The 14,920-nt window shown below is 72.5% G+C and carries 17 protein-coding genes; 14 read left to right on the top strand and 3 right to left on the bottom strand.

The window, feature by feature from the left end:
* Positions 1–960: 960 nt before the first annotated feature.
* Positions 961–1,923, bottom strand: a complete 963-nt coding sequence (locus ACZ434_RS08820) for a TIGR03557 family F420-dependent LLM class oxidoreductase (RefSeq protein WP_468453324.1) — start codon at positions 1,921–1,923, stop codon at positions 961–963.
* Positions 1,924–2,066: 143 nt separating this feature from the next.
* Here ACZ434_RS08820 and ACZ434_RS08815 point away from each other — a divergent pair, with 143 nt between their 5' ends.
* From ACZ434_RS08815 to ACZ434_RS08755, 13 genes are all read left to right on the top strand, one after another.
* Complete coding sequence (locus tag ACZ434_RS08815) at positions 2,067–3,716, top strand: NAD(P)/FAD-dependent oxidoreductase (protein ID WP_468453322.1); 1,650 nt, start codon at positions 2,067–2,069, stop codon at positions 3,714–3,716.
* Positions 3,713–5,560: a transketolase gene (locus tag ACZ434_RS08810; RefSeq protein WP_468453320.1), complete on the top strand. Its 1,848-nt coding sequence runs from the start codon at positions 3,713–3,715 to the stop codon at positions 5,558–5,560. Before ACZ434_RS08815 ends, ACZ434_RS08810 begins: the two co-directional genes overlap by 4 nt.
* Positions 5,557–6,483, top strand: a complete 927-nt coding sequence (gene ligD, locus ACZ434_RS08805; protein ID WP_468453318.1) for a non-homologous end-joining DNA ligase — start codon at positions 5,557–5,559, stop codon at positions 6,481–6,483. The genes ACZ434_RS08810 and ligD overlap by 4 nt, the downstream gene beginning before the upstream one ends.
* Positions 6,484–6,591: 108 nt before the next feature.
* Complete coding sequence (locus ACZ434_RS08800) at positions 6,592–6,963, top strand: gas vesicle protein GvpO (protein ID WP_468453316.1); 372 nt, start codon at positions 6,592–6,594, stop codon at positions 6,961–6,963.
* Between the two features lie 46 nt (positions 6,964–7,009).
* The gene (locus ACZ434_RS08795; RefSeq protein WP_468453314.1) at positions 7,010–7,444 is read left to right on the top strand and encodes a gas vesicle structural protein GvpA; all 435 of its coding nucleotides are present in this window, start codon (positions 7,010–7,012) and stop codon (positions 7,442–7,444) included.
* Entirely contained in the window at positions 7,441–8,214 is a 774-nt protein-coding gene (locus ACZ434_RS08790; protein ID WP_468453312.1) for a GvpL/GvpF family gas vesicle protein, read from the top strand. Before ACZ434_RS08795 ends, ACZ434_RS08790 begins: the two co-directional genes overlap by 4 nt.
* Before the next feature lie 4 nt (positions 8,215–8,218).
* Positions 8,219–8,482: a gas vesicle protein GvpG gene (locus tag ACZ434_RS08785; protein ID WP_468453310.1), complete on the top strand. Its 264-nt coding sequence runs from the start codon at positions 8,219–8,221 to the stop codon at positions 8,480–8,482.
* Positions 8,479–9,108, top strand: a complete 630-nt coding sequence (locus ACZ434_RS08780; protein WP_468453308.1) for a DNA primase — start codon at positions 8,479–8,481, stop codon at positions 9,106–9,108. The genes ACZ434_RS08785 and ACZ434_RS08780 overlap by 4 nt, the downstream gene beginning before the upstream one ends.
* Entirely contained in the window at positions 9,105–10,328 is a 1,224-nt protein-coding gene (locus tag ACZ434_RS08775) for an SRPBCC family protein (protein ID WP_468453306.1), read from the top strand. The genes ACZ434_RS08780 and ACZ434_RS08775 overlap by 4 nt, the downstream gene beginning before the upstream one ends.
* Positions 10,325–10,666, top strand: coding sequence for a gas vesicle protein (locus ACZ434_RS08770; RefSeq protein WP_468453304.1), 342 nt, complete (start codon positions 10,325–10,327; stop codon positions 10,664–10,666). Before ACZ434_RS08775 ends, ACZ434_RS08770 begins: the two co-directional genes overlap by 4 nt.
* Positions 10,663–11,442, top strand: a complete 780-nt coding sequence (locus ACZ434_RS08765; RefSeq protein WP_468453302.1) for a GvpL/GvpF family gas vesicle protein — start codon at positions 10,663–10,665, stop codon at positions 11,440–11,442. The genes ACZ434_RS08770 and ACZ434_RS08765 overlap by 4 nt, the downstream gene beginning before the upstream one ends.
* Positions 11,439–11,627 (top strand): gas vesicle protein, encoded by a 189-nt coding sequence (locus ACZ434_RS08760; protein ID WP_125502909.1) that lies wholly within the window; start codon positions 11,439–11,441, stop codon positions 11,625–11,627. The genes ACZ434_RS08765 and ACZ434_RS08760 overlap by 4 nt, the downstream gene beginning before the upstream one ends.
* Positions 11,624–11,947, top strand: a complete 324-nt coding sequence (locus ACZ434_RS08755; RefSeq protein WP_468453300.1) for a gas vesicle protein K — start codon at positions 11,624–11,626, stop codon at positions 11,945–11,947. Before ACZ434_RS08760 ends, ACZ434_RS08755 begins: the two co-directional genes overlap by 4 nt.
* A 59-nt stretch (positions 11,948–12,006) precedes the next feature.
* Here ACZ434_RS08755 and ACZ434_RS08750 read toward each other — a convergent pair whose 3' ends face one another.
* The gene (locus ACZ434_RS08750; protein WP_468453298.1) at positions 12,007–12,177 is read right to left on the bottom strand and encodes a hydrophobic protein; all 171 of its coding nucleotides are present in this window, start codon (positions 12,175–12,177) and stop codon (positions 12,007–12,009) included.
* A gap of 42 nt (positions 12,178–12,219) precedes the next feature.
* Positions 12,220–13,041 (bottom strand): methyltransferase domain-containing protein, encoded by an 822-nt coding sequence (locus ACZ434_RS08745; protein WP_468453296.1) that lies wholly within the window; start codon positions 13,039–13,041, stop codon positions 12,220–12,222.
* A gap of 149 nt (positions 13,042–13,190) precedes the next feature.
* On the opposite strand from ACZ434_RS08745, the gene ACZ434_RS08740 reads away from it, so the two are divergent.
* Positions 13,191–14,813: an ABC-F family ATP-binding cassette domain-containing protein gene (locus tag ACZ434_RS08740; RefSeq protein ID WP_468453294.1), complete on the top strand. Its 1,623-nt coding sequence runs from the start codon at positions 13,191–13,193 to the stop codon at positions 14,811–14,813.
* Positions 14,814–14,920 lie beyond the last annotated feature (107 nt).

The following is a 14,920-nucleotide window of genomic DNA, read 5'->3' as shown; positions in this document are numbered from 1 at the left end:
GTGGGGGAGATCCCGCGCCGGGCGGTGGCCGGAACGCCACCGTCCCACCGGTGCCTTCGACCCCGCCCACGGTGGGCGCTACCCTGCCCGACCCGGGCACGCCCCGCGACTGACGTCACCCTGAACGCCCGGCGGGCGGGGTGGGGCGATCCCGCGCCGGCGGTGGCCGGGAGGTCACCGTCCCACCGGTGCCTTCGTCCCTGCCCACGGTGGGCCCCACTCCGCCCCACCCGGGTACGCCCCGCGCCTGACCCCACCCTGAACGCCCGCCGACCGGGGTGGGGGCGATCCCGCGCCGGGCGGTGGCCGGGACGCCACGTCCCGCCGGTGCCTTCGTCCCCGCCCACGGTGAGCGTCACCCCGCCCACCCGCCGCGCGCCTGACCCCGCCTTGAACGGCCCGGCGGGCGGGCGCGGGTCAGTCCGTGCCCGGGAGCAGCCGTGTCCGGCGCCGTCCGCGCCGATTCTCGCGACGGCGTGACGCGCTTTGCCGAGGAAGGGCCTGCGTCGGTCCGGAGCCGCGCCGTCACGGCGTACCGCTCCGGGGCGGCGGCGTCGTCGGCGACCCGTCCCGCGCGTCGGGGACCCCGCGGTGCCTGGGGTTGGTGGTCTCGTCGAGGTACAAGTCGGCCATCACGAGCAGGCCGCCCCCGACCTCTGCCCGCACATCCCGCAGGCCCTGCCGGGGAATCCCGGCACCGGCCCGGATGGTTGGCGGTGCCCGGCCCGGGCGTCTCGCACACCGGGGCTGCCGACGCCGTACCACCGGCCGGATGGTCAAGTGCGCGGGCCGGTCCCGGCTGTCCGCCGAGCGGGCGCCGGGGCCCGCAATCCCGCGACCGGCCGTCCGGCCGAGATCTCACCGTGCCCCTGGTGGCCGGAGTGCCCGGGCGCCCGTCCGGGCCGAGCGTTCGGGGGGATGACCGGCACCGCACCCGGTGCCGGTCATCCCCCCGACCACTCAGCCCGCCTGCTGGAGCTGCGGCAGCACCTTCGTGCGGTAGAAGTCGAAGAAGCCGCGCAGATCCGGCCCGATCTGGGCGACGTAGACCCGGTCGAAGCCCGCGTCGGCGAACTGGCGCAGCTCGGCGACATGCTCGTCCACGTCGTCGCCGCACACCCGGCTCTCGCGCACCATGTCCTCGGTGACCAGCGTCTGCGCCTGCTCGAAGTGCTTCGGCGAGGACAGTACCTGGCCCAGCTCGCCGGGCAGCTGTTCGTTCCCCCACAGGCGGTGCACGGTGCGCACGCACGCGTCACGATCGGTGCCGTAGCAGACCTTGGTGCCGCCGCCGACCGGCTTCCCGCCGCCCCCGCCCTTGCGGTACTGCTCCACCATCGAGGCGTCCGGCATCATCGTGATGTAGCCGTCGCCGACCCGCGCCGCCAGCTTGGTCGCGGCGGGCCCGAAACCGGAGATGTCGATCGGGACGGGCTGTTCCGGGACGGTGTACAGCCGGGCGTTCTCCACCGTGTAATGCGTGCCGTGGTGGTTGACCTCCTCGCCGCCGAACAGCCGGCGCATCACCTGGATCGACTCCTCCAGCATCTCCAGCCGTACGTGCGCGGGCGGCCAGTGGTCGCCCAGGATGTGCTCGTTCAGGGCCTCGCCCGTGCCCACGCCCAGCCGGAACTCCCCCGGGGACATCACCGCGGCGGTGGCCGCGGCCTGCGCCACCACCGCCGGGTGCGTCCGCACGGTGGGGCAGGTCACCGCCGTCTCCACCGGCAGGGACACCGCCTCGGACAGTGCGCCGATCACCGACCACACGAAGGGGCTCTGCCCCTGCTCGTCGTTCCACGGATGGAAGTGGTCGGAGATCCACAACGACTGGAATCCGGCCTGTTCGGCCATCCGCGCCTGCTCGATCAGCTCCGCGGGACCGTACTGCTCGCACGAGAGGAAATAACCGTACTCGGGCATGGGGGTCGCCTCCGCGACATGGGCGGCTCGGGTCCCGGGCCGGGTACCCGGGGGCCCGGGCGGAAACCGGCCCGACGTTTGGCGGCCCCGGCCAGGGGGACGCGGAAGGCTCCCGACGTACGCGACAGCGCCGGAGGCGAACCGTGAGTCGACCCCGCATAGTGATCGTCGGTGCCGGCTTCGCCGGGTACCGCACGGCCCAGACCCTGTCCCGCCTGGCCAGGGGCCGCGCCGAGATCGTCCTGCTCAACCCGACCGACTACTTCCTGTACCTTCCGCTGCTGCCCCAGGTCGCCGCCGGCATACTGGAGCCGCGCCGGGTCACGATCTCCCTCTCCGGCACGCTGCCGCACGTGCGGCTGGTGCTGGGGGAGTCCGACCGCATCGACCTCGACGCCCGGGAGGTCCACTACACCGGGCCCGAGGGGGACGGCGGCACCCTCTCCTACGACCGGCTGGTGCTCGCGGCCGGCAGCGTCAACAAGCTGCTGCCGATCCCCGGCGTCGCCGAGCACGCGCACGGCTTCCGCGGCCTGCCCGAAGCCCTCTATCTGCGCGATCACGTGACCCGTCAGGTGGAGCTCGCCGCAGCCACCGACGACCCCGGGACCTGCGCCTCCCGCTGCACCTTCGTCGTGGTGGGCGCCGGCTACACCGGCACCGAAGTCGCCGCGCACGGGCAGCTGTTCACCGACGCGCAGGTCAGGAAGCATCCGATGCGGACCGGGATGCGGCCGCGCTGGATGCTGCTCGACATCGCCGACCGGGTCCTGCCCGAGCTGGACGAACGCCTCTCCCGTACGGCCGACGACGTGCTGCGCGCGCGGGGCGTGGACGTACGGATGGGGACCTCGGTGAAGGAGGCCACGCGGGACGGAGTGCTGCTGACCGACGGGGATTTCGTCGACACCCAGACCCTGGTGTGGTGCGTGGGCGTACGCCCCGACCCGCTCGCCGAGTCCCTGGGGCTGCCGCTGGAACGCGGCCGGCTGCTCGTCGACCCGCACCTTCAGGTGCCCGGCCGGCCCGAGGTGTTCGCCTGTGGTGACGCGGCGGCGGTGCCCGATCTGGAGAAGCCGGGTTCGTACACCCCGATGACGGCGCAGCACGCGTGGCGGCAGGGCAAGGTGTGCGGGCACAACATCGCCGCGTCGTTCGGCGACGGTGAGCGGCGTGCCTACCGGCACAAGGACATGGGGTTCGTGGTGGACCTCGGCGGTGTCAAGGCCGCCGCCAACCCGCTCGGTGTGAACCTCTCCGGTGTGGCGGCCGGCGCGGTCACCCGCGGCTACCACCTCGCCGCCATGCCCGGCAACCGCGTGCGGGTGGCGGCCGACTGGCTGCTCGACGCCGTACTGCCCCGCCAGGCCGTGCAGTTGGGACTCGTACGGTCCTGGTCGGTGCCGCTGGACACGGCGTCGCCGGAACTGGCGCGGATGCCGGGTCCTCCCGAGTCGAAGCAGGAGCCCGGGGAACGGGCTTCGCCGTCCGAGGGGTCCCCGAACCCCTCGAAGTCCCCGAAGTCCCCGAACCCCCCGAAGTTCCCGGAGCCCTCCGGCCCGGACGCCGATCCCACCGAGGCCCGGCCGGGAGCCGAGCCCGCGAAGAACCAGCCGGGCGGTGAGCCCGCGAAGAACCAGCCCGGCGGGGAACCGGCCAGGAACCAGCCCGGCGGTGAGCCCGCCAGGAACCAGCCCGCCGTCGTGCCGCCGCCCGACCAGCCGCCGCCCGGCCCGGACGTCGCACCCGGACCCGTCAGGCGCACCGACCGCTTTACCGAAGGAGACTCATGAACACCGGTGAACTCGTCGAGCTCGGGCAGCAGTTGCGCGTGGACAGCGTCCGTGCCGCGGCCGCCGCGGGCTCCGGGCACCCCACGTCGTCCATGTCCGCGGCGGACCTGATGGCCGTCCTGTTCGCCCGCCACTTCCGCTACGACTTCGACCGCCCCGACCACCCCGCCAACGACCGCTTCGTCCTGTCCAAGGGCCACGCCTCACCCCTGATGTACGCCACCTACAAGGCGGCCGGCGCCATCGACGACGAGGAACTGCTCACCTTCCGCGAGAAGGGCAGCCGCCTCGAAGGGCACCCCACGCCCCGGCAGCTGCCCTGGGTCGAGACGGCCACCGGCTCGCTCGGCCAGGGCCTCCCCGTCGGCGCCGGCATCGCGCTGGCCGGGAAGCGGCTGGACCACGCCGACTACCGGGTGTGGGTGCTGTGCGGGGACAGCGAGCTGGCCGAGGGCTCGGTGTGGGAGGCGGCCGAGCAGGCGTCGTACGAGCACCTGGACAACCTCACGGCGATCGTGGACGTCAACCGGCTCGGCCAGCGCGGCCCCACCCGGCACGGCCACGACCTCGACGCCTACGCCCGCCGCTTCGAGGCCTTCGGCTGGCACACCGTCAAGGCGGACGGCCACGACGTGGACGCCGTCGACCGCGCCTACGGCGAGGCCCTCTCCACCAGGGGCCGGCCCACCGTGATCCTCGCCCGCACCCTCAAGGGCAAGGGCGTCGAGTCCGTCCAGGACCGCGAGGGCCTGCACGGCAAGCCGCTGCCGGAGGCCGAGGACGCCATCGCCGAACTCGGCGGCCCGCGCGACCTGCGCATCCGGGCGAACCCGCCGTCCGCCGACGGAGCACGGCCCGCCCGGCACACCGCGGAGCCCGCCCTGCCCCGCTGGGACAAGGGCGAGGAGGTGGCCACCCGCAACGCCTTCGGCGAGGCGCTGACCGCGCTCGGCACCGCCCGCGGCGACATCGTCGCCCTCGACGGCGAGGTCGGCGACTCCACCCGCGCGGAGTTCTTCGCCAAGGAGCACCCCGAGCGCTACATCGAGTGCTACATCGCCGAACAGCAGATGGTCGCGGCCGCGGTCGGCATCGCCTCGCGCGGCTGGACGCCGTACGCCTCCTCCTTCGCGGCGTTCCTCACCCGCGCCCACGACTTCGTCCGCATGGCGTCGGTGAGCGGCTCCGGCATCAACCTCGTCGGCTCGCACGCGGGCGTCGCCATCGGCCAGGACGGCCCGAGCCAGATGGGCCTGGAGGACCTGGCCATGATGCGCGCGGTGCACGGATCGACCGTGCTGTACCCGTGCGACGCCAACCAGACCGCACGGCTGGTCGCCGGCATGGCCGGCCTCGACGGCATCCGCTACCTGCGCACCTCGCGCGGTGAGAGCCGGGTGATCTACGGCCCCGACGAGGAGTTCCCCGTCGGCGGCAGCAAGGTGCTGCGCTCCTCCGGGAACGACCGGCTCACCCTCGTCGCCGCCGGCGTTACCGTGCCCGAGGCGCTGGCCGCCGCCGAGGCCCTGGAGGGCGAGGGCATCGCCGTACGGGTGATCGACCTGTACTCGGTGAAGCCGGTCGACCGGGAGACCCTGCGCACCGCCGCCGAGGAGACCGGCTGTCTCATGACGGTCGAGGACCACCACCCCGAGGGCGGAATCGGGGACGCGGTCGCGGAGGCCTTCGGCGACGGACGGCCCGTACCGCGGCTGGTGCGTCTCGCCGTGCGCGACATGCCGGGCTCGGCCTCCCCGGAGGAGCAGCTGCACGCCGCCGGTATCGACGCCGAGTCGATCGCCGCGGCCGGCCGGCTGCTGGTGGGGGAGGCGATCGTGTCGTGAGCGACGACGGGTCGCGCACCGTACGGGCCGGCCGCCGCTCGGTGGAGATCCACCGGCCCGCCAAGGTGCTCTTCCCCGGCGGTCGGGACACCGGGGAGTACACCAAGGGCGACCTCGTCGACTACCACCGGGCCGTCGCCCCGTACATGCTGCCGCACCTGCGGGGCCGCCCGCTCATGCTGGACCGGCGCCCGGACGGTATCGACGGCCCGTCGTTCATGCAGAAGAACACCCCGGACGGCTACCCGGACTGGATCACCCGCGCCGAGGTCCCCAAGGAGGGCGGCACCGTCACGCACACGGTGTGCGACAGCGCCGCCACCCTCCTCTACCTCGTCGACCAGGCGAGCATCACCCTGCACCGCTGGCTCTCCCGCACCGGCGCCATCGACCACCCCGACCGGCTGGTGTTCGACCTCGACCCCGCCGGCGACGACTTCGAGGCGGTACGGGAGGCGGCGCGGCTGCTGGGGGAGCTGCTGGACGAGCTGAACCTGCCCTCGGCGCTGATGACCACCGGCTCCCGGGGCCTGCACGTCGTCGTGCCGCTGACCGGCAACCACGACTTCGACGACGTACGCGCCTTCGCCCGCGAGGTCGCCGACACCCTCGCCGGCGCCCACCCCGACCGGCTCACCACCGCCGCCCGCAAGAAGGACCGCGGCGACCGGCTCTACCTCGACGTGCAGCGCAACGCCTACGCGCAGACCGCGGTCGCCCCCTGCACGGTACGCGCCCTGCCCGGCGCCCCCGTCGCGGTGCCCGTCTCCTGGGACCAGCTGGACGACCCGGAGCTGCACGCCCGCCGCTGGACCGTCGCGAACGCCGTCGAACAGATCCGCACCGACCCGTGGGCCGGCCTGCTGAGCCGGGGACGCTCCCTGGGCCCCGCCCGGCGCAGGCTGGCCGGGCTGCGGGGCTGAGCGACGCGGACACCCCACCGGCCGGGTGCGCCACCCGGCCGTGGCAACCGGGTGAGCCCGCGGAGGTTTGGCGAACAGACTTGCGGCCACACGGAGTGGGAGGTGGCCATGGCGAACACGAACAACACCGAAGAGTCACAGGGTTCACAGGAATCCCGGAGCTCACAGACATCCCGCAAGCAGTCCGACGACAACAGAAGCAGCAAACGGCCGAGCCCGATGGAGGTGCTGCGCCAGGCGCGCGGGCAGCTCGCCGAGCTCACCGGTATGGAAGCCGAGTCCGTGTCGTCCTTCGAACAGACGGAGGAGGGCTGGGCGCTCGAGATCGAGGTCCTCGAACTCGAGCGGGTGCCCGACACGATGAGCCTGATGGCGAGTTACCAGGTGGAGCTGGACCCGGACGGGCAGCTCACCGGCTACCGGCGGGTCCGCCGCTACGAGCGGGGACGTGCCGACGCGCGCAGGCCCGGCGGCCGCTAGGCCGCCCGACCGGACACACACCTACAGACAAGGAGGAACAGCCGGCATGACAGTCGTACCGGCACAACAGACCGGCGGTGGGGGCGGCAGCAGCGGCCTCTACGACGTGCTTGAGCTTGTTCTGGACAGGGGGCTCGTCATCGACGCCTTCGTGCGCGTGTCCCTGGTCGGCATCGAGATCCTCAAGATCGACGTACGGGTCGTCGTCGCCAGCGTCGACACCTATCTCCGCTTCGCGGAGGCGTGCAACCGCCTCGACCTGGAGGCCGGGCCCCGCAAGAGCCCGGGCCTGCCCGAGATCGTCGGCGAGGTCACCGAGTCCGGTGCCCGCGGCAAGTCGAAGGGCGCCCTCTCCGGCGCGGCCGAGACCATCTCCGACGCGTTCAAGCAGGCGCGTGACGACGGTTCCGAGCGCGAGACCGAGTCCCGCCCGCGGGCCCGCAGGAGCACGGCCGCCCGCCGGAAGGAGGAGCAGGAGTGAGCACCTACGTCTACGGCATCACGGCGGTGACGCACCCGTCGCTGCCCGAGGGCATGGGCGGGGTCGGCGATCCGCCGCGCCCGGTGCGCATCCTGCGCCAGGGCGAGCTGGCGGCCGTCGTCAGCGACGCCCCCGACGGGCTGCGCCCCAAGCGCCGGGAACTGCTCGCCCACCAGAACGTGCTCAGCGAGATCGGCGCGGCCGGCTGTGTGCTGCCCATGCGGTTCGGCAGCGTCGCCCCTGGCGACGACTCCGTCACCGGCGTCCTCGCCGAGCGCGCCGAGCACTACCTGGAGCGGCTGCGCGCGCTGGACGACCGGGTCGAGTACAACGTCAAGGCCAACCACGTGGAGGAGGCCGTCCTCCACCACGTGATGGCCGGCAACCCGGAGATACGTGCCCTCGCGGAGGCCAACCGCCAGTCCGGCGGGGGCGGTTACGAGGAGAAGATCCGTCTCGGCGAGATGGTCGCCGCGGCGGTCAAGGCCAAGGAGTCCGAGGACGGCACCGCACTGGAGCACGCCCTGGAAGGGGCCGCCGACGCCGTGAGCGTGGGCCCCGAGTCCACGGGCTGGCTCGCCAACGTCTCCTACCTGGTGAAGCGGGAGACGGCGGAGGACTTCCTGGCCGCGGTGGAGCGGGTCCGCAAGGACATGCCCCACCTCGAGGTCCGTCTGAACGGTCCGCTCCCCCCGTACAGCTTCGTCGAGCCCGGCCCGGCCGAGCCGGCGGGCACCGCGGCCGGTGGGGCGGACACCGGAGCGGGGTGACGTCATGGGCCTGATCTCGGAGGTGCTGCTGCTGCCGTTCGCCCCGGTGCGCGGCAGCGCCTGGGCCATCCGGCAGGTGGTGCAGGAAGCGGAGCGTATCTACTACGACCCCGCGACCATCCGTGCCGAGCTGGCCCGCCTGGAGGAACTGCTGGAAGCCGGAGAGATCACCGAGGAGGAGTTCGACCGGCAGGAGGACGAACTCCTCGACCGGTTGGAGACCGCGACGCGCACGGGCGCGGGCAGCGGGGACGGGACGGCACGATGAATCGAATGGGACTGGGCCTCGCGATCGGGGCCGGATATCTTCTCGGACGGACCAGGAAGCTCAAGATGGCGGTCGCCGTCGGCGGGCTGGTCGCGGGAAAGAAGCTGAACCTCAGCCCCCGGATGGTCGCCGAGCTGGTGTCCCAGCAGCTGCGTGACAATCCGCAGTTCAAGGAGCTCGGCGACCAGCTGCGCGGCGATCTGCGCGGCGTCGGCAAGGCGGCCTCCGGCGCGCTGGTCGAGCGACAGCTCGGCTCGCTCGCCGACCGGCTGCACGGCCGTACCGCCGAGATGCGCGACCAGCTGAACGGCGGCGGCCCCCGCGACCGGGCGGACGACGACGAGGACGTCGACGCCGACGAGCCGGAGGAACAGGAGCGCGGGCAGCCTCGCGACGAGGAGCGCGAGCGGGACCGCGAGGAGGAACCGGCCCCCGGGCGGACGGCGAAGAAGGCCGCCGCCAAGAAGGCGCCGGCGAAGAAGCCCGTGCCCGCGAAGAAGGCCGTGCCCGTGAAGAAGGCCGCGGCCAAGAGGGCGGCCCCCGCCGGGAAGGCGGCCGCGAAGAAGACCGCGCCCGCCCCCCGCGGTGACCGCCCCCGAACGCCGAAGGGAGGCGGTGAGCGATGACCGAGACCCTCGGAAAGGCCACGTCCGCCGCGCGTGACGGGGCGGGCGGGGCCGCCACGAAGAACCCGCTCGCCGACCTCGCCCACAGCGAGGCCGCCGACCGGCTCAAGGCCGAAGTGCAGGACTACCTCGCCGCCCAGGCCACCCGCGTGCTGAGCGGGCTGGGCCACAAGCTCGGCGAGACCACGAACAAACTGAACGACATCGCCGACGGCAACAGCCCGGGCTTCGCCAAGCTCGCCGCCGACGGCGGACGCAAGCTCGCCGAGGGCAAGAGCCCGCTGCGCAGCGCCCTGGAACTCGGCACCTCGCGGGCCAAGGACACCGTGATGGGCAAGCTGAAGGGCCTGGGCGGCGGCGGGAAGAGCAAGCGCAAGCGCTCCTCGGGCAACAAGCCCACCGTCATCATCGAGCACATCGACGTCGGGGTGCCCCTGCGCACGGCCTACGACCAGTGGACCCAGTACCAGGACTTCAGCACCTTCGCCAAGGGCGTCAAGAGCGCCAACAAGGCCGACGACACCACCTCGGACTGGCAGCTGAAGGTCCTGTGGTCCAACCGCGGCTGGAAGGCGCAGACCACCGAACAGGTGCCCGACGACCGTATCGCCTGGTCCTCGGAGGGCGCCAAGGGCACCACCAAGGGCGTCGTCTCCTTCCACCGCCTCGCCGACGGCCTCACCCGGGTGCTGCTGGTCATCGAGTACTACCCGTCGGGCTTCTTCGAGAAGACCGGCAACATCTGGCGCGCCCAGGGCCGCCGCGCCCGGCTGGACCTGAAGAACTTCGCCCGTTTCATCACCCTCAAGGGCGAGGCCGAGGACAGCTGGCGGGGCGAGATCCGCGACGGCGAGGTCGTCCGCAGCCACGAGGACGCGCTGGCCGAGGAGGAGGAAGCCGACTCCGGCGACACGGACGCCGACGCCGACGCCGGCGAATCCGGCGAGGAGCAGGACTCCGAGGACGCGGCGTACGAGGACGCGCCCGGCGCCGAGGCCGAGGACGGGTACGAGGGGGAGTCCGAGGACGAGGAGCCCGCCGAGGCCTACGAGGACGACGCCTACCCGGACGACGAGTACGAGGACCAGGACGCCGCCGAGCCCGAGCCCGCGGCCGAGGCCGAAGAGCCGGAGCCCGAGGACGCGTACGAGGACGAGTACGAGGACACGTACGAGGACGAGCCCGGGGACGAGCGGAACGAGAGCCGGAGCCGCCGATGACCACCCCCAGCCGGCTGCCCGACCCCTACGGCTCGGGCAGCGGCGCCAATCTCGCCGACATCCTCGAACGGGTGCTGGACAAGGGTGTCGTGATCGCCGGCGACATCCGCATCAACCTGCTCGACATCGAGCTGCTCACCATCAAGCTGCGTCTGGTCGTCGCCTCCGTCGACAAGGCCAAGGAGATGGGGATCGACTGGTGGGAGTCGGACCCGGCCCTGTCCTCACGGGCCCGCCGTGACGAACTGGCGCGGGAGAACGCCGAGCTGCGTGAGCGGCTGGCCCGGCTGGAGGAACTGGAACTGGAGCCCCGTCGCGCCCGGGAGGAGAGCCCGTGACCGGACTGCGGTACGTCTACGCGGTCTGCCGCCCCTTCGGCACGCCGCTCCAGGCACAGCTGACCGGGGTCGGCGGCGATCCGCCCCGGCTGCTGCCGCACGGCGACCTGGTGGCCGTGGTCAGCCATGTGCCCGAGGGGGACTTCGCCGAGGAGCCGCTGCGCGCCCATCTGGAGGACCTCGACTGGCTGACCGCGGTCGCCCGCGCCCACCAGGGCGTCATCGACGCGCTCACCACCGTCACCACCCCGCTGCCGCTGCGGCTCGGCACCGTCTTCCGCGACGACAGCGGCGTACGGACGATGCTCCAGGCGCGTGAGGAGGGCTTCCGGCGCACCCTGGACCGGCTGGAGGGCCGGGTCGAGTGGGGGGTCAAGGTGTTCATCGACGCGGAGCGGGCGCAGGACGCGCCCGCCGCGCCGGCGGCGAAGCCCGCGTCCGGCCGGGACTACCTGCGGCAGCGCCGTATGCGGACACAATCGCAGGACGCCCTGTGGCAGCAGGCCGAGACCTTCGCGACCCAACTGCACCGGACCCTTTCCGAGAGCGCCGAGGACTCCCGGCTGCACGCACCGCAGAATCCCACGCTCTCCGGCGCCTCCGGGCGCAATGTGCTCAATGCCGCCTACCTCGTGCCGCGCGTGAAATCCGAGGAATTCGTGGAACGGGTGGACCGGACGAAGGACGGCGCTCCCGGAATACGCGTCGAACTCACCGGGCCCTGGGCGGCCTATTCGTTCGCCGGTGAGGAATCGGCCGGGAAGGAGGATCCGTGACCGTCGTCGAACGCCGCGAGATAGCCCTGGTCGACCTGCTCGACCGGCTCCTGGCCGGCGGAGTCGTCATCACGGGCGACATCACCCTGCGCATCGCGGACGTCGACCTGGTCCGTATCGACCTCAACGCGCTCATCAGCTCGGTGAACGCGCAGGTCCCGTCCCCCTTCGAGGAGTCACCGTGACCGCCGCCCCCGACCACGACCACCGCGTCGAGCCGCACGGCAGCCGGCGCAAGCGGCTGGACCTGGAGCCGGACACGGTCGAACGGGACCTGATCAAACTGGTGTTGACGGTCGTGGAACTGCTGCGCCAGCTGATGGAGCGCCAGGCGGTGCGCCGCTTCGACGAGGGGGACCTCACCGAGGAGCAGGAGGAGCGGGTCGGTCTGACCCTCATGCTGCTCGAGGACCGCATGGCGGAGCTGCGGGACCGGTACGGCCTGCGGCCCGAGGACCTGAACCTGGACCTCGGGCCGCTCGGCCCGCTGCTTCCCCGGAACTGATTCCCCCCGAAAACCAAGAATTCCCCGGGACACGGTCCCGGGGAATTTCTTGTGTCACGTCACCACCTGTACCAGCGGCTCCTGCCCCCGCCTGCCGACGTGCTGCGCATGAAGAATCCCAGCAGCCATACGATGAGGACGGCCAGGGCAATCCACCAGAGGACCTTTACCGCAAATCCGGCACCGAAAAGGATCAGCGCCAGCAGCAGAACGAGCAGAATGGGAACCATAATGTCAACCTCCTGACACTCTGATTGCCCGGAAACCGCGATTCAGACTTCCTTGCGGCAGAGAATTTCTCCGTGCAGCACGCTGAACCAGCCGTCCTCCCGCGCGCCCCACTCCCGCCACGCCGTGGACACCTTCCGCAACCGCTCGCGGGTGGCGTGACCCCCTTCGACGGCTCGCGCGGCATAGTCCGACGCCACCGTGCGCTCCGCCCACAGACCGCTCCACCAGGCCCGCTCCGGCGCGGTCGAGAAGGTCCAGGTGCCCGAGCCGGCCGTGACGTCCGTGAACCCCGCGGCGAGCGCCCAGGACTTCAGCCGCCGTCCGGCGTCCGGCTCGCCGCCGTTGGCCCGGGCGACCCGCCGGTACAGCTTCAGCCAGTCGTCCATGCCGGGGGACCGGGGGTACCAGGTCATCGCCGCGTAGTCGGAGTCCCGTACGGCGACGAAGCCGCCCGGCCGGGTCACCCGCCGCATCTCGCGCAGTGCCCGCACCGGATCGCCCACGTGCTGGAGCACCTGATGGGCGTGGACCACGCAGAAGCTGTCGTCCGGGAAGTCCAGCGCGTGCACGTCCCCCGCCGCGAAGCCCACGTTCGTCAGCCCCCGCTCGCCGGCGACCGCCCGGGCCCGCTCCAGGATGCCCGGCTCCCGGTCGAGGCCCGTCACCCGTCCGTCGGGGACGAGCGCCGCGAGGTCGGCGGTGATGGTGCCGGGCCCGCACCCGATGTCCAGGATCCGCATGTCCGGCCGCAGGACCCCGAGGAGGTACGCCGCCGAGTTCTCGGCGGTCCGCCAGGTGTGCGACCGCAGGACCGATGCGTGGTGCCCATGGGTATAGACGGCGGTCTCCCGCGCTTCCGGCATGCCGAACCCACCCCTTCCGGCTCTCGTAGAAGGACTCCCACGCTACGCGCACCACCCGGATGATGAGACCCGCATATCACATGATGGGACGAGGGTCCGTGTCGAAACCCGTTTGCCACCCAGGCCGGCGACCCCGCACAATCCCCACCATGGGCCACCTGGAAGCAGCACATCTGGAGTACTACCTCCCCGACGGGAGGGCCCTTCTGGGCGATGTGTCCTTCCGGGTCGGCGAAGGCGCGGTCATGGCCCTGGTGGGCCCCAACGGCGCGGGCAAGACCACCCTGCTCCGCCTCCTCGCCGGCGAGCTGAAGCCGCACGGCGGATCCGTCACCGTCACCGGCGGCCTCGGCGTCATGCGCCAGTTCGTCGGCTCCGTACGGGACGAGACGACCGTGCGCGACCTGCTCGTCTCCGTCGCCACGCCCCGCATCAGGGAAGCGGCCCGCGCCGTCGACCGGGCCGAGCACGCCATCATGACGGTCGACGACGAGGCCGCGCAGCTCGCCTACGCCCAGGCACTCGCCGACTGGGCCGAGGCCCGCGGCTACGAGGCGGAGACCCTGTGGGACATGTGCACCACGGCCGCGCTCGGCATCCCGTACGAGAAGGCCCAGTGGCGGGAGGTCCGCACCCTGTCCGGAGGTGAGCAGAAACGCCTCGTCCTCGAGGCGCTGCTGCGCGGCACCGACCAGGTGCTGCTCCTCGACGAGCCGGACAACTACCTCGACGTCCCCGGCAAGCGCTGGCTGGAGGAACGGCTGGCGGAGACCCGCAAGACCGTCCTGTTCGTCTCCCACGACCGGGAACTCCTCGCCCGCGCCGCCCAGCGCATCGTCTCCCTCGAACCGGGCCCCGCCGGCGCCGACGCCTGGGTGCACGGCGGCGGCTTCGCCACCTACCACGACGCCCGCCGGGAACGCTTCGCCCGCTTCGAGGAGCTGCGCAGGCGCTGGGACGAGAAGCACGCCCAGCTCAAGAAGCTCGTACTGAACCTGCGCCAGGCCGCGGCCAACAGCCCCGACATGGCCTCCCGCTACCAGGCGGCCCAGACCAGGCTGCGCAAGTTCGAGGAGGCGGGGCCCCCGCCGGAGCCGCCGCGCGAGCAGAACATCACGATGCGCCTGAAGGGCGGCCGTACCGGGGTGCGCGCGCTCACCTGCGAGCGGCTCGAACTCACCGGCCTGATGAAACCCTTCGACCTGGAGGTGTTCTACGGCGAGCGCGTCGCCGTGCTCGGCTCCAACGGGTCCGGCAAGTCGCACTTCCTGCGCCTGCTCGCCGGGGACGACGTGGCCCACACCGGCGGGTGGCGCCTCGGCGCACGTGTCGTCCCCGGCCACTTCGCGCAGACGCACGCCCACCCCGAGCTGGAGGGCCGCACCCTCCTGGACATCCTGTGGAAGGAACACGCCCAGGACCGGGGAGCCGCCATGTCCCGGCTGCGCCGCTACGAGCTGACCGGCCAGGCCGAGCAGACCTTCGAGCGGCTCTCCGGTGGTCAGCAGGCCCGTTTCCAGATCCTGCTGCTGGAACTCCAGGGCGTGACGGCCCTGCTGCTCGACGAGCCGACCGACAACCTCGACCTGGAGTCGGCGGAAGCGCTCCAGGAGGGCCTGGAGGCCTTCGAGGGCACGGTCCTCGCCGTCACCCACGACCGCTGGTTCGCCCGCTCCTTCGACCGCTACCTGGTCTTCGCCACCGACGGCCACGTCCGCGAAACCCCGGAACCGGTCTGGGACGAACGCCGAGTCCAGCGACCGCGCCCGTAGGGGCGCGGTCGCGAACGGGGGTCCGGGGGCGGAGCCCCCAGGGACGGGGCGGCGGGGGCGAGGAGACCCGTGCTCCACGCCCCGCCCCCCACCGCCGGACGGCACCC

Source organism: Streptomyces sp. NPDC030893, from assembly GCF_055571535.1.
This window is presented reverse-complemented; position numbering and strand designations above follow the sequence as displayed.